At 66.6% G+C, this 21,584-nt stretch carries 22 protein-coding genes and 1 tRNA gene; 16 read left to right on the top strand and 7 right to left on the bottom strand.

Translation table 11 applies throughout. The annotated features are described in order from the left end of the window. Positions 1–3: 3 nt before the first annotated feature. The 9 genes from DNX69_RS13205 to DNX69_RS13160 all read left to right on the top strand — a co-directional run bounded on the left by DNX69_RS13205 (position 4) and on the right by DNX69_RS13160 (position 8,675). Positions 4–471, top strand: coding sequence for a low molecular weight phosphatase family protein (locus DNX69_RS13205; RefSeq protein WP_110787611.1), 468 nt, complete (start codon positions 4–6; stop codon positions 469–471). Positions 472–789: 318 nt separating this feature from the next. Next, the gene (locus DNX69_RS13200) at positions 790–1,947 is read left to right on the top strand and encodes an AAA family ATPase (RefSeq protein ID WP_110786443.1); all 1,158 of its coding nucleotides are present in this window, start codon (positions 790–792) and stop codon (positions 1,945–1,947) included. Positions 1,948–2,043: 96 nt separating this feature from the next. Then, positions 2,044–2,667 (top strand): Maf-like protein, encoded by a 624-nt coding sequence (locus DNX69_RS13195; protein WP_110786442.1) that lies wholly within the window; start codon positions 2,044–2,046, stop codon positions 2,665–2,667. After that, entirely contained in the window at positions 2,657–2,839 is a 183-nt protein-coding gene (gene yacG / locus DNX69_RS13190; RefSeq protein ID WP_110786441.1) for a DNA gyrase inhibitor YacG, read from the top strand. The genes DNX69_RS13195 and yacG overlap by 11 nt, the downstream gene beginning before the upstream one ends. 135 nt (positions 2,840–2,974) lie before the next feature. Further along, positions 2,975–3,050: transfer RNA gene (locus tag DNX69_RS13185), tRNA-Phe, on the top strand. A gap of 172 nt (positions 3,051–3,222) precedes the next feature. Continuing rightward, the gene (locus tag DNX69_RS13180) at positions 3,223–4,701 is read left to right on the top strand and encodes a sensor histidine kinase (RefSeq protein ID WP_110786440.1); all 1,479 of its coding nucleotides are present in this window, start codon (positions 3,223–3,225) and stop codon (positions 4,699–4,701) included. 341 nt (positions 4,702–5,042) lie between these two features. After that, positions 5,043–7,085: a methyl-accepting chemotaxis protein gene (locus DNX69_RS13170; RefSeq protein WP_165825257.1), complete on the top strand. Its 2,043-nt coding sequence runs from the start codon at positions 5,043–5,045 to the stop codon at positions 7,083–7,085. A gap of 86 nt (positions 7,086–7,171) precedes the next feature. Beyond that, the gene (locus tag DNX69_RS13165; protein ID WP_110786438.1) at positions 7,172–8,131 is read left to right on the top strand and encodes an MBL fold metallo-hydrolase; all 960 of its coding nucleotides are present in this window, start codon (positions 7,172–7,174) and stop codon (positions 8,129–8,131) included. 166 nt (positions 8,132–8,297) lie between these two features. Continuing rightward, the gene (locus tag DNX69_RS13160; RefSeq protein ID WP_110786437.1) at positions 8,298–8,675 is read left to right on the top strand and encodes a response regulator; all 378 of its coding nucleotides are present in this window, start codon (positions 8,298–8,300) and stop codon (positions 8,673–8,675) included. A gap of 56 nt (positions 8,676–8,731) precedes the next feature. On the opposite strand, the gene DNX69_RS26335 is transcribed toward DNX69_RS13160, so the two are convergent. Next, positions 8,732–8,884, bottom strand: coding sequence for a hypothetical protein (locus tag DNX69_RS26335; RefSeq protein ID WP_165825256.1), 153 nt, complete (start codon positions 8,882–8,884; stop codon positions 8,732–8,734). A 114-nt stretch (positions 8,885–8,998) separates the two neighbouring features. Between DNX69_RS26335 and DNX69_RS13155 the strand changes: the two genes are divergently transcribed. Then, positions 8,999–9,745 carry an HAD family hydrolase gene (locus DNX69_RS13155; RefSeq protein WP_110786436.1) on the top strand — a complete coding sequence of 249 codons (747 nt, stop codon included), beginning with the start codon at positions 8,999–9,001 and terminating at the stop codon, positions 9,743–9,745. A gap of 15 nt (positions 9,746–9,760) precedes the next feature. Here the strand turns inward: DNX69_RS13155 and DNX69_RS13150 are convergent, their stop codons facing one another. Further along, positions 9,761–10,186: a PaaI family thioesterase gene (locus DNX69_RS13150; RefSeq protein WP_110787609.1), complete on the bottom strand. Its 426-nt coding sequence runs from the start codon at positions 10,184–10,186 to the stop codon at positions 9,761–9,763. A 79-nt stretch (positions 10,187–10,265) separates the two neighbouring features. Between DNX69_RS13150 and DNX69_RS13145 the strand changes: the two genes are divergently transcribed. Next, the gene (locus DNX69_RS13145) at positions 10,266–10,892 is read left to right on the top strand and encodes an NUDIX hydrolase (RefSeq protein ID WP_110786435.1); all 627 of its coding nucleotides are present in this window, start codon (positions 10,266–10,268) and stop codon (positions 10,890–10,892) included. Positions 10,893–11,020: 128 nt separating this feature from the next. Then, the gene (locus DNX69_RS13140; RefSeq protein WP_110786434.1) at positions 11,021–12,232 is read left to right on the top strand and encodes a hypothetical protein; all 1,212 of its coding nucleotides are present in this window, start codon (positions 11,021–11,023) and stop codon (positions 12,230–12,232) included. 18 nt (positions 12,233–12,250) lie between these two features. Here the strand turns inward: DNX69_RS13140 and DNX69_RS13135 are convergent, their stop codons facing one another. Next, positions 12,251–12,553 (bottom strand): hypothetical protein, encoded by a 303-nt coding sequence (locus DNX69_RS13135; RefSeq protein ID WP_110787608.1) that lies wholly within the window; start codon positions 12,551–12,553, stop codon positions 12,251–12,253. A 281-nt stretch (positions 12,554–12,834) separates the two neighbouring features. Between DNX69_RS13135 and DNX69_RS13130 the strand changes: the two genes are divergently transcribed. After that, the gene (locus tag DNX69_RS13130; RefSeq protein ID WP_234827013.1) at positions 12,835–13,293 is read left to right on the top strand and encodes a hypothetical protein; all 459 of its coding nucleotides are present in this window, start codon (positions 12,835–12,837) and stop codon (positions 13,291–13,293) included. A 19-nt stretch (positions 13,294–13,312) separates the two neighbouring features. On the opposite strand, the gene DNX69_RS13125 is transcribed toward DNX69_RS13130, so the two are convergent. The 3 genes from DNX69_RS13125 to DNX69_RS13115 all read right to left on the bottom strand — a co-directional run bounded on the left by DNX69_RS13125 (position 13,313) and on the right by DNX69_RS13115 (position 17,512). Further along, positions 13,313–14,527 carry an EAL domain-containing response regulator gene (locus DNX69_RS13125; protein ID WP_110786432.1) on the bottom strand — a complete coding sequence of 405 codons (1,215 nt, stop codon included), beginning with the start codon at positions 14,525–14,527 and terminating at the stop codon, positions 13,313–13,315. Positions 14,528–14,765: 238 nt separating this feature from the next. Further along, on the bottom strand, positions 14,766–15,773 hold the full coding sequence (locus DNX69_RS13120; RefSeq protein ID WP_110786431.1) for a Bug family tripartite tricarboxylate transporter substrate binding protein: 1,008 nt from the start codon (positions 15,771–15,773) through the stop codon (positions 14,766–14,768). A 134-nt stretch (positions 15,774–15,907) separates the two neighbouring features. Next, positions 15,908–17,512 (bottom strand): alkaline phosphatase D family protein, encoded by a 1,605-nt coding sequence (locus tag DNX69_RS13115; protein WP_110786430.1) that lies wholly within the window; start codon positions 17,510–17,512, stop codon positions 15,908–15,910. A gap of 173 nt (positions 17,513–17,685) precedes the next feature. Between DNX69_RS13115 and DNX69_RS13110 the strand changes: the two genes are divergently transcribed. Both DNX69_RS13110 and DNX69_RS13105 read left to right on the top strand, forming a co-directional pair. After that, positions 17,686–18,690, top strand: a complete 1,005-nt coding sequence (locus DNX69_RS13110; protein WP_110786429.1) for an HWE histidine kinase domain-containing protein — start codon at positions 17,686–17,688, stop codon at positions 18,688–18,690. 9 nt (positions 18,691–18,699) lie between these two features. Then, the gene (locus DNX69_RS13105) at positions 18,700–19,050 is read left to right on the top strand and encodes a response regulator (protein ID WP_110786428.1); all 351 of its coding nucleotides are present in this window, start codon (positions 18,700–18,702) and stop codon (positions 19,048–19,050) included. A gap of 29 nt (positions 19,051–19,079) precedes the next feature. Here the strand turns inward: DNX69_RS13105 and DNX69_RS13100 are convergent, their stop codons facing one another. Beyond that, complete coding sequence (locus DNX69_RS13100; protein ID WP_110787607.1) at positions 19,080–20,345, bottom strand: MFS transporter; 1,266 nt, start codon at positions 20,343–20,345, stop codon at positions 19,080–19,082. Positions 20,346–20,498: 153 nt separating this feature from the next. On the opposite strand from DNX69_RS13100, the gene DNX69_RS13095 reads away from it, so the two are divergent. Next, a complete protein-coding gene (locus DNX69_RS13095) occupies positions 20,499–21,446 on the top strand; it encodes a TAXI family TRAP transporter solute-binding subunit (protein ID WP_110786427.1) in 948 nt (315 codons plus the stop codon). Positions 21,447–21,584: the final 138 nt, after the last annotated feature.

Here is a 21,584-nt window from a genome sequence, read left to right as displayed (position 1 = left end):
GCGATGACGCCGTCGTCGCGGACCGGCCTGCCGCACGCGGTGCTGTTCGCCTGCGGCATGAACAGCGTGCGCTCGCCGATGGCCGAGGCGATGCTGCGCGGCATCGCGCCGCGCACGATGTATGTGCGCTCCGCCGGAGTGAAGACCCAGGAGCTCGATCCGTTCGCGGTGGCGGTGATGGCCGAGCGCGGCCTCGACATCTCCAAGCACAAGCCGATGACCATCGAAGAGCTGGACGATTACGAGGGCCTGAACTTCGATCTGATCGTCACGCTGTCGCCGGAGGCGCACCACAAGGCGCTGGAGCTGACCCGCACCCATGCGATCGACGTCGAATACTGGCCGACCTTCGACCCCACCGGCGCCGAAGGTAGCCGCGAGCAGAAGCTCGCGGCCTACCGCGAAGTCGCCGACTCCCTGATGCACCGCATCTACAAACGCTTCGGCAGACACAACGGCGGGAACGAGTAGTTGCGCTGCTCGTGATCTTCTCCGGCACAGCGCTACTTGTCTTGCACGCCTTCATACGGCGCACTGAGTAGTCTCGCCTCCGCACATTCGTCATTCCGGGGCGCGCCGCCAGGCGCGAGCCCGGAATCCCGCGCGGTGGAGCACGGCCCCCTTCACATCGAGGTTCCGGGTTCGCGAGCGCCCCGGAATGACGTTCCGTGGGGAGCGGTGCGAGTATGCAAGGAGAAGGACGTCCACTTCGCGGGGCGGCGCTCCATGCTTTGGCCGCTCGCTCCGCATCTGCTATCCATCAAGCGTTAGGACACCTCGGGAATCGCAATGATCACGCGCCTCGCTGTCTCGGGTTACCGGTCGCTGCGCAATGTGCGGCTGTCGCTCGGGCCGCTAAATGTCGTCACTGGCGCCAACGGCACCGGGAAGTCGAGCCTGTATCGCGCGTTGCGGCTGCTGGCCGAGATCGCGCAGGGGCGGGTGATTCAATCGCTGGCTGCCGAGGGCGGCTTGCCGTCGACGCTGTGGGCCGGGCCCGAGACGCTGTCGCGCACGATGAAGCGCGGCGCGCAGCCGGTGCAGGGCACGACACGCAACAATCGCGTCGCGCTCAAGCTCGGCTTCGCCGGGCCCGATTACGGCTACGCGATCGATCTCGGGCTGCCGCTGCCGGATGCGACCTCGCTGTTCGGGCGCGACCCGGAGATCAAGGTCGAGAGCGTGTGGACCGGCGAGCTGCTCGGCCGCGCCAATGCGTTTGCCGAACGGCGCGGTCCGCTGGTGCGGGTGCGCGACGACGACGGGCAGTGGCGCGAGGTGTATCGGTCGCTGAGCCCCTCCGACAGCATGATGACCCACGGCGCCGATCCACGCGAGGCGCTGGAACTGTTGCTGCTGCGCGACCGGATGCGGGACTGGCGGTTCTACGACCAACTGCGCACCGATCGCGACGCGCCGGCGCGCCGGCCGCAGATCGGCACCCATACGCCGGTGCTTGGCGGCGACGGCGCCGATCTCGCCGCCGCGATCCAGACTATTCTGGAGATCGGCGACCGCGAGGCGCTGGCAGCCACGATCGATGATGCGTTTCCGCGCGCCAGCCTCGAGGTGTCGGAGGCCGACGGCTATTTCGAGCTGGCGATGCAGCAGTACGGCCTGCTGCGTCCGCTGAAGACCGCGGAATTGTCGGACGGCACGCTGCGCTATTTGCTGCTGGTCGCCGCGCTGCTGTCGCCGCGGCCGCCCGAGTTGATGATTCTCAACGAGCCTGAGGCCAGCCTGCACCCGGATCTGCTGCCGCCGCTGGCCCGGCTGATCGCCGCAGCCGCGATACGCTCGCAGATCGTTGTGGTGTCGCATGCCGACGGGTTGGTGTCGGCGCTGCGCCGGCAGGCCGACAGCCGCGAGATCGTGCTGGAGAAAGAGCTCAGCGAGACGCTGGTCCGCGACGACGAACGTCCGTCCTGGAACTGGCCGACGCGTTGAGTGTCCTATTCTGTGCCGGGCGGCTGTTGTCCCGGCACGCGCCTTCCGATAGGTTCCGCGCGCTCTCCCGCCACCCGCCCGAATCAAAAGTTCCGCATGCTCGGCCGTCCCAAACTCGTTCTCGCCTCCGGCTCGCCGCGACGGCTCGCGCTGCTCAACCAAGCCGGCATCGAGCCCGACGCGCTGCGGCCGGCGGATGTCGACGAAACGCCGATCCGTGGCGAGCTGCCGCGTGCCTGCGCCAACCGACTGGCCCGGGCCAAGGCCGATGCGGCGCTGCAGTCGATCCAGCTCGACGACGATCTGCGCGGCTCCTATCTGCTCACCGCCGACACCGTGGTAGCGGTCGGCCGCCGCATCCTGCCGAAGGCCGAACTGACCGACGAAGCCGCGCAATGCCTCCGGCTGCTGTCGGGCCGCAATCACCGCGTCTACACCGCGGTCTGCCTAGTCACGCCGAAGGAGGGGTTTCGCCAGCGTCTGGTCGAGACCCGGGTGCGGTTCAAGCGCCTGACCGAGGACGACATCTCCGGCTACGTCGATTCCGGGGAATGGCGCGGCAAGGCCGGCGGTTATGCGGTGCAGGGCATCGCCGGCTCGTTCGTGGTCAAGCTGGTCGGCTCCTACACCAATGTGGTCGGGCTGCCGCTGTACGAGACGATCTCGCTGCTGGGCGGCGAGGGCTTCCCGATCCGCCAGGGCTGGCTCAATGCCGGCTGAACCGGCACAGCCGAAACAGCGCGGCGCCAAACCCTGCCCGGTGTGCGGCAAGCCGGCGACCGCCGAATCGCGCCCGTTCTGCAGCGAGCGCTGCCGCGACGTCGACCTCAATCGCTGGCTGTCCGGCTCCTACGCCATTCCCGGCCGGCCCGCCGACGACGAAGAGGACTGAGCCGGAATTCCGGGCGGCGGCTGTGCGACGATCCGGTGAATTTTTCCCCGGCAAAAGACCGTCCCGACGGGTGGACAGGGCCGCCGTGTCTGACTATAACCCGGCGCTCCCCCGGTTTCGAACCGGGCGGACGACGCCCAGGTAGCTCAGTTGGTAGAGCATGCGACTGAAAATCGCAGTGTCGGTGGTTCGATCCCGCCCCTGGGCACCATCTCCCCTTTAAGCCTCGGCTCCCCCCGCACAGCCCTCCACCGGTCCGTTTGCTTGCATTGGCCTTGTGCAGGATGATACCGCTGAGACGAGCGCGCGGAGCGTGATGTTTGGCGGCTTCGCGCGGGTCGCCGTGTGCCGTCGGTGGACGGCGGTTCCGTTGTGCATCCTTGATGTCATCGAGCGAACGATCCGACAGCCGTGCTGCGTCGCTCCCCGCCGCGACCGCGGCGGCGCCGCGCCGTCAGTGGCTCCACGATCTGTTGAAGACCGCCGGGCTGCGCTTCGACGATCCAGCGGAAGAGCGCCGCTTTGTCGACAGCTACGTCCGGTCCCAGATCGGCTGGACCCAGGCGGCGATGCTGCTCGGCGCGCTGACCTATGCGGGCTACACCTTCTGGGACTGGATGCTGTACCCTGAGGTCGTGCCGATCACGCTGGGGATCCGGGGCGGCACGGCGGTGTTGGTGCTGTTGCCGCTGACGCTGCTGCTCGGGGCGGTGCGGCGCTGGGCCGAGACCATCCTGCTGCTCTACTGCGTGATTCCGGGCTGCGTGCTGCCGTCGGTATATCTGGTGCTGCCGTCCGGCTTCACCTACGCGTCCGCCGGGATGATCATCGTCATCCTGTTCGTCTCGACCATGCTGCCGCTGCGGATCGGCTCGCTGCTGATCTTCTGCGTGACCACTTGGCTCGCCTTCGCTTTCGCCGAGCGGTTGGCGCCGGAAATGTCGCCCGGGCTCGGCTTCATCAACCATTTCCTGATCGGCAATTCATATCTTCTGTCGCTGTACGCGGTCGGCGCCCGCGAACATCGGGCGCGCCGGCAGTTTGCGACGACCGAGGCGCTGCAGCGCGAGACCGCGCGGTCGGAAGCCTCGTTGCGTGAGCTACGCGCCACCCAGGCGCATCTGGTGCAGGCTGAAAAACTCGCGGCGCTGGGACAACTCGTCGCCGGCGTTGGCCACGAGGTCAGCACGCCGATCGGGCTGGCGCTGACGACCTCGAGCGCGATGCAGGCCGACGTCCGCGGCCTTGCCCGCGCGCTGGAAGGCGGCGCGGTGCGTCGCTCCGATCTGACCCGCGGCATCGGCCGGCTCGACGAAGGGCTGCAAATGACGCAGCAGAACCTGCTGCGCGCCTCCGAGATGATCCACGCCTTCAAGCAGGTGGCGGTCGATCAGGCCAACGAGCAACGAGAGGCTTTCGAGCTGCGCGGATGGCTGTCCGCCAGCTTCGAAAAGCTGAGGCCGCTGCTGTCGCGCCGCGGCCTCACGGTCGAGCTGAACGTGCCGGAGGGGATCACGTTGATCAGCCGCCCAGGTGCGCTCGGTCAGGTGCTCGGCATCCTCGCCTTCAATTCCGCGATCCACGCTTACCCGGGCGACGCCGAGGGCGTGCTGCACGTCGAGGCCGCGCGGATCGCGCCGGACCGGGTTCGGATCACGCTGGCGGACGACGGCGTCGGCATCCCGGACGAAGTCGCCGAACGGATCTTCGATCCGTTCTTCACGACCAAGCGCGACGGCGGCAGCATCGGCCTCGGCCTGCACATCGCCTTCAACCTTGTGGTCTCGACGCTCGGCGGCAAGATCGAGCTGATCGGCCGCGAGCGCGGCGCCGCGTTTCGGATCGATCTGCCGATTGCGTAGTCGTCATGATGAGCAAGTTCGTAGCGTCGCATAGCGGGGCTGCATTTTCGGAAGACGACGCGCGGCGACGAGTTGAAACGCCGCCGATTGCCTGCGTGATGAGCATGATGCGAGGCCGCAAGGCGCTGGATCGATCGATTGTTGCGTCCGTCCGGGCAATTGCGCAACGCCGCGCCATGTCTGCATGGCGCGTATCAAGCGCGTCACCGCAATGTCACGACAAGTTCTGACATTCTGGAACGCCGACTTATCCGAACTTTAACTCGTACCAGTACGAATGCCTCGCAGCGAACGGGGGCTTCATGCGCGTACGTGCTCTTTTCATGATGTGTGTCGCCGCAATGACAATCGTCATTGCGGCAGCGGCTGCGATCTTCGTCGTCCAGAGCTGGCGCGACTATCAAAATGCCAACGAAGCCGCGCGGCTCGCCACGGCGATGACGGCGCTGTTGCAGGCGACCGAGCAGGCGTCCGTCAGTCGCGGCCCGCAGAACGCCGCGCTGATTGCCGATGCACCCGCGAACGACGCAGCGCTCGCCGGCATCGCTCGCACCCGCGAGGTGCTGGCTCAGGTGCTGACCAAGACGCGTGCCGCGATCACCGCCGCGCAATACGGCGAGCGTGACCGCGCGCTTGGCTCGCTCAATCGCGTCGATCAAGGGCTCACCGTGCTCTACGGAAGGCTCGACGCCGCCTACCGGTTGCCGCGCGCCGAGCGTGACCCCGCGCTGATCAGGGACTACGTGCCGCAGATGCTGGCGCTGACTTCCCAGCTCAATGACATTGCCAATCCGCTCGAGCGTTCCGCGGCCATCGCGCAGGACAATGTCGGCAGTCTGATCGAAGTGGCGCGGCTCGCCTGGGATATGCGCGACTCCGCCGGCCGCCGCGCCGGTTACTTCACCCGCGCCGCCGGCAACGCCAAGAAGCTGACGATCGCCGACATCGAGCAATCGTCGGCGCTGACCGGCGAGATCCGCCACGCCTGGAATAGGCTGCAGGCGACCGCCTCGCAATATGGCGAGATGCCGGCGCTGAAGGCCGCGGTTCAGGCGGCCGAGCGCGAGTTTTTCGGCAAGGCCGACAGCTTCATCGCCGAGATGACTGCGAAGGGGCTCACCAGCGGCGATTACGGCGTGTCGTTCCAGGAGGTGCTGAGGCGTCTGGTCGAACCCGCCAAGGCGGTGATGCCGATCCGCGACGTCGCGCTGGCCCAGGCGACCGAGGTCGCGGAGCACGAGCGCGACACAGCGCTGATCCGGCTCGGTGCGGTGTGTGCCGGCCTGGTACTGGTTCTGGCCCTGGTGGTCGGCGTCGTGATCGTGTTCGACCGGCGCGTGGTCCGCCCGCTGATGGCGATGACCGCGGTGATCTCGCGGTTGGCCGACGGCGACCGTGCCGTCGATGTCCCGGGGCGTCACCGCAGCGACGAGATCGGCGAGATCGCGGCGGCGCTCGAGACGTTGCGCCTCAACGCCATCGCCGCCGCCGAACTGGAGAACGAGACCGCCGCCGAACGCCGCGCCCGTGAAGCCCGGGCCGAGCGGATCGAGGAGCTCACGCGGGCGTTCGACGCCGCCAGCCACGAGGCGATCCAGGGCGTCACCGTCGCCGGCCAGGCGATGCGCGAGGATGCGGAGTTCTGCTCGCGGTTGGCGTCCGGCGCCGCGACCCAGGCGACCAGCGTCGCCGCTGGCGCCGAGGAGGCGTCGGTCAACGTCGCCACCATCGCCAGCGGCGCTGAGGAAATGAGCGTCGCGATCGCCAATGTGGCCGAACGGCTCGAAGTCTGTGCCGGCATTGCGGCGGAGGCGGTGCGCGAGGTCGCCGATGCTAACACCCGGATCGACGGACTCAACGGTGCGGTCGAGAAGATCGGCGCGATCATCAAGTTCATCCAGGGTATCGCCAGCCAGACCAACCTCTTGGCGCTCAACGCCACGATCGAGGCCGCGCGCGCCGGCGAAGCCGGCCGCGGTTTCGCCGTGGTCGCCAACGAAGTGAAGACTCTGGCGACACAAACCGCCAAGGCGACCGAGGAGATCGCCGAGCAGATCGCCAGCGTCGAAAGCGAAACCGCGGCGGTGGTCGAAGTCATCAAGGTGATCGGTGCAACCATCGACCGGGTCGATGCGGTGACCGGCGACATCTCGGCGTCGGTGACCCAGCAGCGTCAGTCGACCGGCGAGATCGCCGACAACGCCCAGCAGGCCGCGGCTGGTACCAAGGACGTGTCCGCCAATGTCGGTGCGGTGTCGACGGCGATGGCCGAAGCGGAGGCGGCCGCGATGCGGATGATCGCCAAGGCCGGAGACCTGTCGTCGCGCAGCAACGACTTGACGATGCGGATTTCGGAATTCCTCGGCAATGTCCGTGCAGCGTAGTCCGGAGCGCAGCGAGCGCGCCCTGTTCTGATGGGCGCTGTCTCGGTCTAATCTTTCTCTGTCTCTCACCCTTGAAAGGATCAGCGATGGCCATCGATCGGCGCACGCTTCTACACTTGTCTCTGGCTGGCGGGGTCGCCGGCGCGCTCGGCCTGAAGAGCGCGGCTGCGGCGGCGCAGCAGGGTGGCGGCGAGGGCGTGAAGTGGATCTTCCTCGGCACCAAAGGTGGGCCGCGGATCGGCACCGGCCGCTCCAATCCGGCCAACGTGCTTCTGGTCGACGGCGTTCCGTTCGTGATCGATTGCGGCTACGGCGTCGCGCGGCGGCTGGTCGAAGCCAAGGTGGCGCTGCCGAGCCTGCGCTATGTGTTCGTCACCCACATGCATTCCGACCACGTGCTCGAATTCGGCAACATGGTCTATGGCGCGTGGTCGGCCGGGCTCAATCACCCGATCGACGCATTCGGGCCGGTCGGTCTCGACGGGCTGGCGAAGGCGTTCTGGCAGTCGATGAAGGACGATATCGAGATCCGGATGCCCGACGAGGGCAAGCCCGATCCGCGCAAATTCCTGGTGGTCAAGGAGATCACCGAGTCCGGTCCGGTGATGGCGACCGACAAGGTCAAGGTCACCGCGCTGCGCACCCCGCATCCGCCGATCCTGGAGCGCAACTACGCCTACAAGTTCGAGACCCCGAAGGGCGTCATCGTCTATGTCTGCGACTCCGCCTACAATCCGGAGATCGCGAAATTCGCCGAAGGCGCCGATCTCTTGATCCATGAAGCGCTGTACGTGCCCGGCGTCGACGCGCTGGCGGCGCGGATCAAGAATGCCTCGACGCTGAAGGAACATCTGCTGGCGTCACACACCACCACCGAAGATCTCGGCAAGCTCGCCGCCGCCGCCAAGGTCAAGAAGCTGGTGATGACGCATCTGGTGCCGGGCGACATCGACACCATCACCGACGAGATGTGGATGCAGGACGTCAGGAAGCACTACAACGGCTCGCTCGTGGTCGCCCGCGACCTGATGGAGGTTTCGCTGTAACCAGCTTGCCCTCACAGGGGCGTGCGACAGGCGGGCGCCGCTCTCCGGCGCTCGTAGCGCTACCAGTTGCGCTGGTTTCGTAAACTGCGGCAGTCTGACACCGTCACAGCCGGTCTTTGTTCCGCGTCGCGGCGCTCACGGTCCTTACGCCTGCCAAGAGGTGGTGATGGAGGTGCTGGTCGTCGACGACGAGCCTGCGGTCCGTACCGTGCTGAATCTGTCGTTGGGAAAAGCCGGTCATCGCGTGACGTTGTGCGATAACGGCTCGGCGGCGCTCGATCTTCTGTCCCAGAGCACACCGGCTATCGCACTGATCGACCTCAGCCTGCCCAAGGTGCAGGGCATGACCGTGCTCGCCGCGGTGCGGGCCGCCAAGCCCGATCTGCCGATCATTGTGATCAGCGGTCGCCTGCCCGAATTCGATGCGACGATGCTGGAGCGCGAGGGCATGACGCCGCAAAATGGCGTCTACTGTCTGGCCAAGCCGTTTACCGGCCAGCAATTGCAGCGGCTGATGCAGGATGCTCTGGCTTGGCGGGGGTGAAAGGCGTCAAAAGCGTCGCATACGCAGCGATGCCCGCGGCCAGGCAGGCGGGATGCCTACTCCTGGACGACATTGTCGCAGGCAGCGCAGCGGAATACGGTGCGCGCGGGATGTTGCAGCCGTCGCGGCAACCGGCCGATCAGCTTCATCTCGCCGCCGCACTTCTCGCATTTGCGCAGGGCGGAGTAGTCCTGTTCGAGATCTGACATCAGTACACTTGATGGTGTTGTAAAGTTTACTTTACACCTTGCCTAAGTCATTGTCAGGTCCGTTTTTTGTTCACTTCTCGGCCGATCGGCACAGAGATGGAGTAAGTCGGTTTTATGTTACCTTCCGCTCTGATTTTCGACGTCGATGGCACGCTTGCCGAGACCGAAGAACTGCACCGTCAGGCCTTCAATGCGACCTTCGCGGCGGAACAGCTGCCGTGGCATTGGGATGCGGCGCTGTATCGCAAGCTGCTCGACGTCACCGGCGGCAAGGAGCGGATCGCGCATTTCCTTAGGTCCAGCCCCGAGGGCGCCGAACGCGCGGCCGATCGCATCCCGGAGCTGCATCGGGCCAAGACCGACCGATACACCGCGCTGGTCGCTGCCGGCGCGGCGCTGCGCCCGGGCGTGGCGCGGCTGATCCGCGAGGCGAAGGCGGCGGGGGTGAAGCTCGGCATCGCCACCACCACCAGCCTGCCGAATGTCGAGGCGCTGCTCGAGTCCTCGCTCGGGCCGGACGCGATGGCGCTGTTCGATGTGGTCGGGGCGGGGGACGTGGTGCCTGCCAAGAAGCCGGCGCCGGACATCTATCTCTACGTGCTCGACGCGCTGAAGCTGCCGGCGGCCGCTTGCGTCGCGTTCGAGGATTCCACCAACGGGGTGCGCGCGGCGCGCGCCGCCGGGCTGCCCACCATCGTCACCCCGGGGCTTTACACCGAAGGTGATGACTTCCCCGGCGCGCTGGCGGTGCTGAGCGATCTCGGCGAGCCGGACGCGCCGTATCGGCATCTGGCCGGCGCCGGCGCGGGCGATTCCCTGGTGACGCTGGACGCGCTGGCGCGGTGGTGCCGCGCGGCCTGAGCTGCGGCGTGGCCGTCAGCGCGGCCGCACGATCTTGAACACGCCGTGCGCCAGGATGATGCAGCGGCGGTCGACGCTGATTTCGGTCGAGGTGAAGATCAGGCTGCGCGTCGATCGCACCACCCGCGGCCGCGAGATCAGCACCTCGCCGATCTCGGCGGCGTCGACGAAATGCGTGTCCATCTGCACCGTGGCTAGATGCGGCGCGCCGGACTGATCGCGCGCCGCGATCCCCGAAGTGCGGTCCGCCAGCGTCATCATCAGCCCGCCCTGCACCAGGCCGCGCTTGTTGCGGTGCTTGGCCGCGGTCGCAATCGCGTATTCGTTGGTGCCGTCGACGCAGCGATGCCACAGCGGCCCGACCAGATCGATGAAGCCGTCGTCGTGGATCACGCTCCAGCCGTCGGCCTTCATGCTGCGGGCAGTGGTGGTCTCGGTCATCGATCGCCTCTCCGTCGCCGCAGAGCCTTGCGCGGCGGCAACGGTTTCCTCGGTCAGGCGCGCAGTGTAGTCAAGAACCATGAGCCACGCGCATGACGACGCTACCCGAGCCCTGATCGCCGCGCGCTGCGCGAATTTTCCGCGTCACGACGACGGGCTGACGCCGGCCGGGCTGAAGCGCGCCGCGGTCGCGATCGCGCTGGTGGCGGCGGACGACGGCCGTGCCGCGTTCCTGCTGACACGGCGCTCGCCGCGGCTGCGTTCGCATGCGTATCAATGGGCGCTGCCCGGCGGTCGCTGCGACGCCGGCGAGACCGCACCTGAAACCGCGCTGCGGGAATTGCACGAGGAGCTCGGCCTGGCGCTGAACGCCGGCGACGTGCTCGGCATCCTCGACGACTATCCGACCCGCTCCGGCTATCTGGTGACGCCGGTGGTGGCGTGGGCCGCTTCGGCAGGGCCGCTGGTGCCGAACCCGGACGAAGTCGCGTCGGTGCATCACGTCGGCCTCGGCGAGATCGCGCCGCCGGATGCGTTCGACTTCACCTCGATCCCGGAGAGCGACCGCCGAGTGGTCCGGTTCCGCTATGACGGCGACTTCATCCACGCCCCGACCGCGGCGCTGATCTATCAGTTCCGCGAAGTGCTGGCGGGTCGCGTCACCCGCGTCGCCGATCTCGAACAGCCTGTGTTCGCCTGGAAATAGCCGGAGCGGCGCGCTCCCTCGCCGTCAGGGCGCGTGCTCCAACAAACAATCGCCCGGTTCACAGTTTGTGATGTGCGCCGCAAGCTGTGGGGAAACGGTTCATTCACCCTATCGGGCGAGGATGCGGCATGGCTCATTCGATCATCCATCTCGCCCGGTTCGCCCCGGTAGCGCTGCTCGCTTTCGGAACCCACGCGCTCGCCCAAACCGCGGTGCCGCTGCCGTCATCGGTGGCGAACGCGATGGCGCAGGCCGCCTCGCCGCAGGCAATCGCCGAATATCGCTACCGGCTTCAGCAATATCAGGCCGCGCGCGCCGAATTCGAACGCGACGCCGGTGCCTATTGGGACGCGATCGCCGAACGCCGCCGCATCCGCAACGCCAAGCGCCGCACCGGCGAGCAGATCACGCTCGACGATTATGTGCTGGTGCAGCCGCCGGTCTATTCCGGGCCGAAGCGGCCGATTGATCCCGAACCGTCGACCGAACCGCCGCGCGAGCGCAAGTCGCTTCCCGTGGTCGCCGACTTCGTCCGTGCCGCCGCCCAGTACTATCAGTTCACGCCGCAGCGCCCGTCGAGCGAGGCCGAGTTCAAGCGCGCTTATGCCCGTGCCGCGCGCGAAGCCGGGCTGACCCGCGATCAGGCGGTGCGGGTCTACGCGTTCGAGACCGGCGGCAACGGTGAGCACGACATGCAGTCCGGGCTCAGCAAGAAGCGGGCCGGGTCGCGGCCGATCTCGACCGCGATCGGCTACAATCAGCTGCTCACGACCAACACCTTGGTGCTGCTGGCCGAGCAGGGCAACCAGATCATCAAGTCGCTGAACGAGCAGGCCGCGACCTCGTCCGGGCCGCGGCGGCACGCGCTCGAACGCAAGATCGCGGTGGTGAAACGGATGGTGGCGTTCGCGCGCTCGATCCCCGGGACATGGAGCGAGCACGAGAAGCTCGGCCGCACGCCGCAAGGCTGGGGCGTGCACGCGCTGGTGCTGGACGTCGACGTCGGCCCGCTGCTGCAGACCCACAAGCTCTTGACCTCGGTGGTGTTCGCGCAGCGCAAGGGCTATCGCGAGCGGCTCACCGCCGCCGAACTGGAGATGATGAATCTCACCGGCGACAGCACCGGTCTCGACATGGTGACGATGCCGCAGGAGACGCGCGAAATCGTGCCGACCTCGAACTTCTTCCAGCGCTCCGGCTACGAGCGCAATCCGGTGGCGATTCGCCACAACACGGTGGCGAAGTTGCTCGCGGTCACCGATGCGCGGATGGACGCCAACAGCAACAATCCCGGCGCGCGCGAGCTGTTCGCCGCATTCGAGACCACCGCGCAGCGCTGATCCTAGTGGTGGTCGGCGCTACTGATCGGCGCCGAACTTGAAGCTGCCGTCGCCTTCGAGGAACGGCCCGGAGCGCATATAGAGCTGGCCGTTCGCACCGACGAAGAACAGCGTCTGGCGCGGCACCTTCTTGGCGCCTTTGAACAGCTCCTTGGCGTTGCTGGTGCCCATCTTGTAGGTCAGCATCTTGCCGTCGCGGGTGTATCCGTAGCCCATGTCCGGCGACAGCACCCACGGTTCGCCGGCCTCCGCGTGAGCGAGCGAGCTCAGCGCCGTAAGGGCCACGGCCGTCGTCAGCACGGTGATAGGAGAGGCGGTCATCGCGAGGGCTCCGAGGAGGCAGGCCGGCGGGGGCGAGGAGATTCGGCGGATCGTCATCTTGATGCAGCGGAGGCTTGAACAGATCACGAACGGCGATCTTACGTCAATCATGCCGCGGTCTGATGTCGGGCGGATGTCGTCGGCCAACGGTTCGACTTTGTGATTTTACCCGGTTGCTCGCGCCGCTATGGTTCGGCCGCCGAATCGCCGTTCACGCGGCGATCACAGCGGGGAGGACGACGATGCACAAGCGCGCGATGCAAGGCCGTTGGATCGGCGCGATGCTGGCGGTAGGGCTGACCGCGCTCGCCGCATCGGCGCCGGCAGCGGCCGACGAGTACAGGCTGAGCAACAATCAACGCATCGCCTGCAGCCGTGGCATGAGCCCCGGCAAGCTGGTCACCGCCACCTGCAGGTCCTATGCGTATCTGTTCAACGTCAAGACGTCGGAATATTTCCGCTGCGTCGTCAGCCTGGCGATGACGCGCGACAACAAGGAAGTCATCAACGTTCAGACCGACGGTGGCTGCTTCCGACGGCCGCGGATCTTCGATGCCGACGGCGATTATCAATTCGACGGCGCCGAGACCGAGCCGGCCAACACCAACGCATTCTTCGGCCCGGGGGGCTACGTCGTGTGGGCCGCCGAAACTAAGCAGCGCCGGCTGCGCGGTTGCATCATCATCGCGTCCGGCCTCGGCGACGACGTCTCCAAATGCGTGGACATGACGTTCGACTGACGCGGCGCTCCGGCGCCGCTCAGTCGTGTATCGCGACGGGGCGCGCATGCGCCGCGCGAGCGAATTTCTTCAGCCCCATCGGCTTGCCGAACAGATAGCCCTGCATCTTGTCGAAGCCGAGCTCGTGCGCGGTTTGGAAGTCGGCCCGGGTTTCAATTCCGGTCGCGGTGCAGCGCGCGCCGTAATCGCCGGCCAGTTCGATGATCCGCTTGCACACCGAGCGCTTCAGCCGGTCGTCGGCGCAGCCGGTGACGAACGAGCGGTCGACCTTCAATTCGACGAACGGAAAGTCGTCGAGATACATCAGGGCCGGCCAATCGGCGCCGACTTTGTCGATCGCGATCGCGACGTTGCGCAGCCGCAGCCGCCGGCCGATTTCCGCCATCTCGGGAAGATGATCGACAATCTCCGCGGCGTCGACTTCGACGATCAGGCCGCCGAACGCCGGATGCTGCGGAATCCAGCCGGCGAGGTCGTCGAGCGCGTTGTCGTCGTTGAGAAAGCTCACCGGCAGGTTGATCGACAGGTCGATCGGGCCCTGATGGTCCAGCAGATAGTGCCAGTCGGCGACCGCGCGCTTCACCACGAATTCCGACAATGCGCGGTAATGCGGATCGTTGCCGTCCGGCACGAAGGCCGACGGCGACACCACGCCCCAATTCGGATGCCGCATACGCAGCAGTGCCTCGGCGCCCTGCGGAGTCAGCGAATGTGCGTCGACACAGCGTTGATACCAGAGCTCGAGCCAGCCGGCCTTCAGCGCCTCAGCGACGTCGATCTCCGGCTCCGGCGCCGGTTCCTGCGGCAGCAGCGGCGTCAAGCTGAGGTTCAGCGTTTGGGCGCTGAACGGCGTCGCCAGGGGCGGCAGCATCTTCAATCCGCGCTCGGCGCCGTGGCGGCGGATGGCGTCCGACATGATGGTTTCGCGCGGCGCGATTGTCAGGACGCAGCCCGCGAAGCGGGCCGCAGCCAGCGCGTCGAGAATAGCTTCCGCCTCGATGCCGTCGACTGTCGCGCCGATCACCAGCAGGTCGGGCTGATGCTCGGCGAGCCGCACCGGCAGTTCCAACGCCCCCGCGCATTCGCTGGTGACGAAACGATGTTCCTCCAGCGTGTCGGCCAGGAAAGCCCGCAGATGCGGCTTGCGATCGACGATGCACGCGCGCGGCGCCACCTTGCGGCGGCCGAAGCCGCCCGCTGGCACACACGCTTCGGCTTCCGTCGTTGCTCTCATGTGGTCCACCCCCCGAAATAACGCGCCAAACTTTAGGGGTTGGAGAGAGTTCAAAATGTGGAATTAAACCGTAACCCACACTAAGTCCCGGGTAGGGTTAAACGGGTGCCTATGAATCAAATGCGATCGATTGAAACGCGCGCGATCAGATGGACTTAGGTTTCGTGCCACCGCCGCGATCGAAATTGCGGGGCAGTCGAATGATGGTAATCAGGTACAAGCGGCCTGCGCGCTGCGGTTACAGCGGCATGACCCCCGCGGTCTTTGCCACTTTGTCCCAGCGCTCGATCTCGACGAGCACGTGACGCTGCATGGCGTCCGGCGAGCCGCCGCTGGGCTCGGCGCCGATCCGACGTAGTTTGTCGGTGCCGCTCTTGCTGCGGAGAAACGCCGCGACCGTGGTGTTGAGGTTGGTCACGATCTCCGGCGGCGTCGCGCGCGGTGCGCCGATGGTGAACCAGGACGCGGTGTCGTAGCCGGGGAGGCCGGATTCGGCGATGGTCGGCAGCTGCCGCATCGGCGCCCAGCGTTTCGCTGTCGTCAGTGCCAGCGGGCGGATCGTGCCGGCTTCGAGAAACGGCTTGGCGGCCGGCAGATTGTCGATCGTGAGATGTACCCGGCCGTCGGCGAGATCGCGCAGCATCGGCGCCGATCCTTTGAACGGCAGCGGCGTGATCTCGACTCCGGTCATGGACTTGAACAGCTCGGTCGACAGATGGCCGGTCGAGCCCAGCGCCGAAACGCCATAGACCAGCTGACGCGGACGCTGGCGTGCGTAGTCGATCAGCTCGGCGACGCTGGTCACCGGCAGCGACTTGGCCACCGACAACAGATTTGGAACGCGGGCGATCAGAATCACCGGCGCGAAGTCGGCGGCGGGGTCGTAGCCCATGCTGCGATAGACAAGGCGGTTGGTGGCGTGGATGCCGGGCGTGCCGATCAGCAAGGTGTAGCCGTCGGGCGGGGCGCTCGCCACAAAAGCCGCCGCGATGTTGCCGCTGGCGCCGGCTTTGTTGGCGATGATGAAGGGCTGGCGGTAGTGCTCGGTCAGAACCTCGGCGACGATGTGGGCGAGGATGTCGGTGGTGCCGCCGGGTGCGAACGGCACCACCAGGGTCACCGGCCGGTCGGGCCAGTTGCCGGCACGAGCGGCTCGCGTCAGCAGCGGCAGTGCGAGCGCGGCGGCGGCGCCGCGCAGCAAGCGACGCCGGCTGATTTGCGAGGGCGAAAGGCGGGGTTCGATCATCGAGTCCCTTGGGCGTTGCCGGCGCTGCCGGGCAGCGCAGCCAACTTCGTCGAGCAGCCAGCATGATCCTATGCGGGCGATTCGGCGAGGACCAGCGTGACCGCGCGCGTCGGCGCCGCCTCTTCCGATTGTCGTTAGCGAGTGATGAGTCCGGGGCGGCCGGCTTCGATCGTAAACGACCCAATGGTCTGCGCCGGGTGACCGGGGGCGGTGATGCTGTCGATCGCCCGGTAGTCGGCCTGCCACTGCTGTGGCGTCACGATGTGGCGGGTGTAACCGCGCTGATCGCTGAAGAGTTTCAAGTGCGGATTGTTGCGATACATCGCGGCGAGCGCTGCGTCGTTCGCCGGGGCGCCGCCGACCGATGAGATCGAGGTCGAGAGAAATTCCACGCCGACTGCAGGCGCGTCCGGATGGTGGACGTCACGATGCAGCTCGAGCGCCAGCGCCCGATGCAGGTCGCCGCTGAGTACCACTGCGTTACTGGTCTTGGCCTCGTCCAGCATCGCGATTACCCGGTCACGCGCCGCGGTGGCGCCGTTCCATGTATCGACATCGGCGACCGGCGCGCCGCGGTCTTCGATTCGGGGAAAGCCGCGCCAGTCGAACGGCGCGAACAGCACTTGCTGGGCCAGCACCCGCCAGGTTGCGTCGCCCTGTCTCAGCCGGGTCGCAAGCCATTGCTCCTGTGCGGCACCGAGCATGGTCCGGTCCGGCGCTTCGGCCTCGGCGCAGCCCGCCAGGAAGCCGTTGCCGCACGGCTGTCGCGATCGATACTGCCGGGTGTCGAGTACTGCGATGTCCGCCAGCGCACCGAACCGGAAGCCGCGATAGGCAGTGACGTCCGGCCCGCGCGGCCGCTGTGCCCGACGCACCGGCATGTGCTCGTACCAGGCTTGCAGCGCCATGGCGCGGCGAGACAGGAACGCTTCGGCAGGGGTGTGTTTCGGGTCGCTGTCGCCGGCCCAATTATTGGCGATCTCGTGGTCGTCGAAGCTCGGCAGGAACGGGCAGGATGCGTGCGCGGCCTTGAGGTCCGGGTCGGACTTGTACAGCGCATAGCGCCGGCGATAGTCGGTGAGCGTGTAGCAGGCCGGAAAGTCCTTCGGCATCGTCCGCGGCCACGGCGCGCCGTCTTTGTCGTGGGTCGCAAAGCCGTATTCGTAGATGTAGTCGCCGTAGTGGAACACGAAGTCGAGCTGGTCTTCGGCGATCGCGCGCCAGGCCGAGTAGTATCCGCCCTCCCAGCGCTGGCACCCGGCCGCGGCGAAGCGGAGCTGCGACGGCTTTGCGTCCGGCGCCGGCAGGGTGCGGGCGCGGCCGACCGGGCTTTCGGCGTCGCCGGCGCGGAAGCGGTAGAAGTAGTCGCGCCCGGGCTCCAGCCCCTCGATCTCGACGTGCACCGAATGCGCCAGCTCGAGATGGGCGATTGCCCGTTCGCTGCGCAGGATCCGGGCCATCGCCGGATCGTCGGCGATCTCGACCGTGACCTCGACCGGATGAGCGTTCATGCCGCCTCGGGCCTTCAGCGGTTCCGGCGCCAGCCGGGTCCACAGCACGAAGCCGTCCGGTGCCGGATCGCCCGATGCGACGCCGAGCGTGAACGGATCGGAGCTAAATGATACCGGAGCGGCGGCGCCAGCCTGGATCGGCGTGAGTCCGATCAGCCCGGCGCCGAGGGCCCCGCGCAGCACGGTGCGGCGATCGAACGCGGACGGGTCGGACGGCGGATACGTCATCGAGCAAGACTCTTGCGTTGCGGCTTCAGGCGCGGGTCGGAAAGTTTAGCAGAGCCGCATGAAACTCTCTCGACACCACGTCATGGGCCTTGAGTCCTTGCGATCGGGTTCCTGGATTGTGACGATTGGGGTTTATTTGTAGTTGTTTGGTGTTTGTGTTCCGGGGCTGTCGGATGAACATGGAAGACCTTTATCGGCTGCTGCGCACCAGCCACGTCCAGGCGCAAGGTATTGTCGATACGGTCGCCGATCCCATGCTGGTGCTGGACGCCAGCCTGTGCGTGCAGAACGCCAGCCGGTCGTTTTTCGAAACCTTCAAGGTCGACCGCTACGAGACGATTGGTCAGCCGCTGTTCGAGCTTGGCAACGGTCAGTGGGATATTCCTGACCTCCGCCGGCTGCTGCTCGAGGTCATTCCCAAGGCGACGGCGGTCATCAACTACCAGGTCGATCACGTCTTCCCGGGCCTGGGATCGCGGACGATGTTGTTGACGGCGCGCACCCTGGTGCATCCCGACAACGCCAGCCATTCGATGCTGCTGTCGATCGTCGATGCGACCGAGCGGTTCCAGCGCGATGTCGCCAAGGATCTGCTGCTTGGCGAGATGCGTCACCGCATCAAGAATCTATTCGGCGTGGCGCAATCTCTGGCGCGGCAGACCCCGATCGAAGGACGGTCTGCGCAGCAATACAGAGACGATCTCCTGGGCCGGCTGGGCGCCTTGATGGAGGCCGAGGATCTGGCCTTCGTCAAACAGGACGAGACCGTGCTGGCCGCTTTGCTGGAGCGAATTCTGGCTCCCTACCAAGCAGGTCCGGCAGCGATCGTGATCGAGCCAGGTCCGGCAGTCGAGCTCGCGTCCCGCTCGCTCAGCTCGCTCGGTTTGATCTGCCACGAACTGGCGACCAACGCCGCCAAATACGGTGCCCTCTCCAAGGCGGGCGGCGAGGTTCGCGTGAGCTGGACCATCGATGCCGATAAAACCGAGCTTCGGCTGAGCTGGGTCGAGCATGGCGGCCCCGTGGTGACGCCGCCGGCCAGCACAGGCTACGGAACCAAGCTGATCCGCTCGGTGGCGAGCTACAGTCTCGGAGGTCGTTCGGAACTGGACTACGCGGTCGAGGGTTTACGGGCCGAGATCTTCGTGCCGCTGAGGAGCGATTCGCTCCCGAATTGAAAGTGCATCGTGCAGAAGACGGTTCTCATCGTCGAGGACGAGTTCCTGATCGCTATGGATCTGGCCCGGATGGTCGAAGCCGATGGCTGGACCGTGATCGGCCCCGTCGGAACGGTGAAGGAGGCCCTGCGCCTGCTGGAGGAAGGATTGCCGACGGTGGCGATGTTGGACGTCAATCTCGGCAGCGAACTGGTGACACCGGTCGCGGAACGACTCACGGCAAGCAACGTCCCGGTCGCGAGCGCCTACGACAAGCCGGAACACCAATGCGGAGACCTTTTGGCCGGCGTGCCCAATGTCGGTAAGCCGACCAGCGAACGACGGGTGCTGTCGACTTTGAGGCTGCTGATCGAAATCTGATTCCGGTTCACCGACAGCCCATCGGGCGCCTAAACCGCGGATGCGGCGGGCGCAGGCGCCGTGGCCGGATTTGCGGCTGCCGCCTGCCCGCGCGTCTCAGGCATCAAGACCAGGAACAGCACCAGCGCCACGGCGGCGATCGCCGCAAGCGCCAGGAACGCTGCGCTGTAGCCGGCGCTGACCACGATCAATCCGGCAAAGCCGGTCGACAGCGCCGCTCCCAAGCCGGCGGCGGTCGCGATCGCGCCCTGGCTGACGTTGAAGTGGCCGGTGCCGTGGGTGAGATCGGCCACCACCAGCGGAAACAGTGCCCCGAAGATCCCGGCGCCGACGCCGTCGAGCAGTTGCACCCCGACCAGCCAATATGGATCGTCGGACAAGGGATACAGCGCGCCGCGCAGCGCCAGCACGCCGAGCGCCACCGCGAAGATCGGCTTGCGGCCCCAGGCGTCGGCCTTGTGGCCGACCAGGGCCGCCACCGGCACCATCACCACCTGGGCGGCGACGATGCACACCGACATCAGCGTGGTACCGAGGTTCTTGTTCACCAGCGCCAGCTTCTGCCCGACCAGCGGCAGCATCGCGGCGTTGGCGAAGTGAAACAGCACCGTGGCGCCGGCGAAGATCAACAGCGGCCGGCAGGTGAGCAGCACCTTGAAGCCGGACGGCTGCTCATGATGGTCGCCCGGCAGGTGATCGTCGCCGAGGCCGCGGGCGACCTCGTCGTCGATCGCGCTCGCCGGGATCGACAGCGTGGCGAGGATACTGGCGAGCGCCATCGCGGCCATCAGCCAGAACACCACGCCGGGACCGAACCCATAGGCGAATGCGCCGGCCAGCATCGCCGCCACCGCATTGCCGGCGTGGTTGAAGGCTTCGTTGCGGCCGGTGCGGCGGGCGAAGGCGCGGGGGCCGACGATGCCGAGCGTCAGCGCCGCCACTGCGGGGGCGAAGATCGCGCCGGCGGCCGCCGCCACCGCCTGGGTCGCCGCGACCAGCACGAAGCTGTCCAGCCACGGCAGAACCACCGACGCGATCGTGACCAGCAGCGCCGCCGCAATGATCAGGCCGCGCTTGGCTGTGGAGCGGTCGATCAGCGCGCCGGCCGGGGTCTGCGCTAGGATGCCGGCCGCCGCCGCGATCGTCATCACCAGGCCGATCGAGGCCTCGTTCCAGTTTTGCACCGCCAGCAGATAGATCGCCAGATACGGCCCCAGGCCGTCGCGGACGTCAGCTAGGAAAAAATTCAAGGCATCGAGCGGCCGGGCCAACGGCTGGGCAGGCTTGGGCGGCACGCGCACCTCGTCGGCTGCTTTGAACGGAAACGTACAATTCCGGCCCCTGCCATCCGGTTCCGCGCTGCCGGCCGCGATCGCCGATTTGACGGGTTGACCGCGACGTTTTGGCCGGTCAGTTTCTCAATAATAACTTAGGGGAGAAAACTGTTCATGAAGGCCAGATTGTTCGGTGTTGCCGCGGCTGCGGTGGTTTTCCTGGCGGCGCCGCAAGCCCGCGCTCAGCAATTCGTCAACGTGCTGACTGGCGGCACCTCCGGGGTGTACTATCCGCTCGGGGTTGCGATCGCCAAGATCTACGGCGAGAAGATTCCCAACGTGAAGGCGCAGGTGCAGGCCACCAAGGCGTCGGTCGAAAACCTCAATCTGCTGCAGCAGGGCCGCGGCGAGATCGCGTTCAGCCTCGGCGATTCGCTCAAAGCCGCCTGGGATGGCGACGCCGAAGCCGGCTTCAAGTCCAAGCTGGACAAGCTGCGGGTGATCGGCGCGATCTATCCGAACTACATCCAGATCGTCGCCACCGCCGATTCCGGCATCAAGACGTTGGCCGATCTGAAGGGCAAGAGCCTGTCGGTCGGCGCGCCGAAGTCCGGCACCGAGCTGAACTCGCGCGCGATCCTGAAGGCGGCCGGGATGGACTACAAGGATCTCGGCAAGGTCGAATATCTGCCGTTCGCCGAATCCGTCGACCTGATGAAGAACCGCCAGCTCGCCGCCACGCTGCAGTCGGCCGGCCTCGGGGTGGCGTCGCTGAAGGATCTGTCGAATTCGACCGAGATCAACGTGGTGTCGGTGCCGAAGGAGGTGGTCGACAAGATCGGGCCGCCGTTCGTGGCCGAGACGATCCCGGCCGGCACCTACAAGGGTCAGGACAAGGACGTGCCGACCGCCGCCGTGATCAACTATCTGGTGACCTCGAGCGCGGTGTCGGACGATCTGGCCTATCAGATGACCAAGCTGGTCTATGAGTCGCTGCCGGAGCTCGCCACCGCCCATGCCGCCGGCAAGGGCATCAAGCTGGAAACCGCCGCCGCCGGCAGCCCGGTCCCGCTGCATCCCGGCGCGATCAAGTACTTCAAGGAAAAGGGCGTGCTGAAGTAAGCGCGACCCGCAATGAAGGTGTCATGGCCGGGCTCGACCCGGCCATCCATCTTTCTTGGCAAGAGCGATGGATGCGCGGGTCAAGCCCGCGCATGACGTTCAAAATAACAAACCCATAACAAACCACGCGGCGGAAAC

This window comes from Rhodopseudomonas palustris (assembly GCF_003226555.1).
In the GTDB taxonomy this organism is placed as follows: domain Bacteria; phylum Pseudomonadota; class Alphaproteobacteria; order Rhizobiales; family Xanthobacteraceae; genus Rhodopseudomonas; species Rhodopseudomonas palustris_I.
The sequence above is the reverse complement of the archived record's forward strand: the minus strand, read 5'-3'. Positions and strand labels throughout refer to the sequence as shown.

What these genes read in the sequence shown, in the direction of transcription:
- DNX69_RS13170 (WP_165825257.1), top strand. Translation starts at nt 5,043, where the DNA reads ATGACAATCGTCATTGCGGCAGCGGCTGCGATCTTCGTCGTCCAGAGC.
- DNX69_RS13115 (WP_110786430.1), bottom strand. Translation starts at nt 17,512, where the DNA reads ATGACGTATCCGCCGTCCGACCCGTCCGCGTTCGATCGCCGCACCGTG.
- DNX69_RS13200 (WP_110786443.1), top strand. Translation starts at nt 790, where the DNA reads ATGATCACGCGCCTCGCTGTCTCGGGTTACCGGTCGCTGCGCAATGTG.
- DNX69_RS13160 (WP_110786437.1), top strand. Translation starts at nt 8,298, where the DNA reads ATGGAGGTGCTGGTCGTCGACGACGAGCCTGCGGTCCGTACCGTGCTG.
- DNX69_RS13195 (WP_110786442.1), top strand. Translation starts at nt 2,044, where the DNA reads ATGCTCGGCCGTCCCAAACTCGTTCTCGCCTCCGGCTCGCCGCGACGG.
- DNX69_RS13095 (WP_110786427.1), top strand. Translation starts at nt 20,499, where the DNA reads ATGAAGGCCAGATTGTTCGGTGTTGCCGCGGCTGCGGTGGTTTTCCTG.
- DNX69_RS13120 (WP_110786431.1), bottom strand. Translation starts at nt 15,773, where the DNA reads ATGATCGAACCCCGCCTTTCGCCCTCGCAAATCAGCCGGCGTCGCTTG.
- DNX69_RS13135 (WP_110787608.1), bottom strand. Translation starts at nt 12,553, where the DNA reads ATGACCGCCTCTCCTATCACCGTGCTGACGACGGCCGTGGCCCTTACG.
- DNX69_RS13110 (WP_110786429.1), top strand. Translation starts at nt 17,686, where the DNA reads ATGAACATGGAAGACCTTTATCGGCTGCTGCGCACCAGCCACGTCCAG.
- DNX69_RS13180 (WP_110786440.1), top strand. Translation starts at nt 3,223, where the DNA reads ATGTCATCGAGCGAACGATCCGACAGCCGTGCTGCGTCGCTCCCCGCC.
- DNX69_RS13165 (WP_110786438.1), top strand. Translation starts at nt 7,172, where the DNA reads ATGGCCATCGATCGGCGCACGCTTCTACACTTGTCTCTGGCTGGCGGG.
- DNX69_RS26335 (WP_165825256.1), bottom strand. Translation starts at nt 8,884, where the DNA reads ATGTCAGATCTCGAACAGGACTACTCCGCCCTGCGCAAATGCGAGAAG.
- DNX69_RS13130 (WP_234827013.1), top strand. Translation starts at nt 12,835, where the DNA reads ATGCTGGCGGTAGGGCTGACCGCGCTCGCCGCATCGGCGCCGGCAGCG.
- DNX69_RS13140 (WP_110786434.1), top strand. Translation starts at nt 11,021, where the DNA reads ATGGCTCATTCGATCATCCATCTCGCCCGGTTCGCCCCGGTAGCGCTG.
- DNX69_RS13125 (WP_110786432.1), bottom strand. Translation starts at nt 14,527, where the DNA reads ATGAGAGCAACGACGGAAGCCGAAGCGTGTGTGCCAGCGGGCGGCTTC.
- DNX69_RS13155 (WP_110786436.1), top strand. Translation starts at nt 8,999, where the DNA reads ATGTTACCTTCCGCTCTGATTTTCGACGTCGATGGCACGCTTGCCGAG.
- yacG (WP_110786441.1), top strand. Translation starts at nt 2,657, where the DNA reads ATGCCGGCTGAACCGGCACAGCCGAAACAGCGCGGCGCCAAACCCTGC.
- DNX69_RS13150 (WP_110787609.1), bottom strand. Translation starts at nt 10,186, where the DNA reads ATGACCGAGACCACCACTGCCCGCAGCATGAAGGCCGACGGCTGGAGC.
- DNX69_RS13205 (WP_110787611.1), top strand. Translation starts at nt 4, where the DNA reads ATGACGCCGTCGTCGCGGACCGGCCTGCCGCACGCGGTGCTGTTCGCC.
- DNX69_RS13145 (WP_110786435.1), top strand. Translation starts at nt 10,266, where the DNA reads ATGAGCCACGCGCATGACGACGCTACCCGAGCCCTGATCGCCGCGCGC.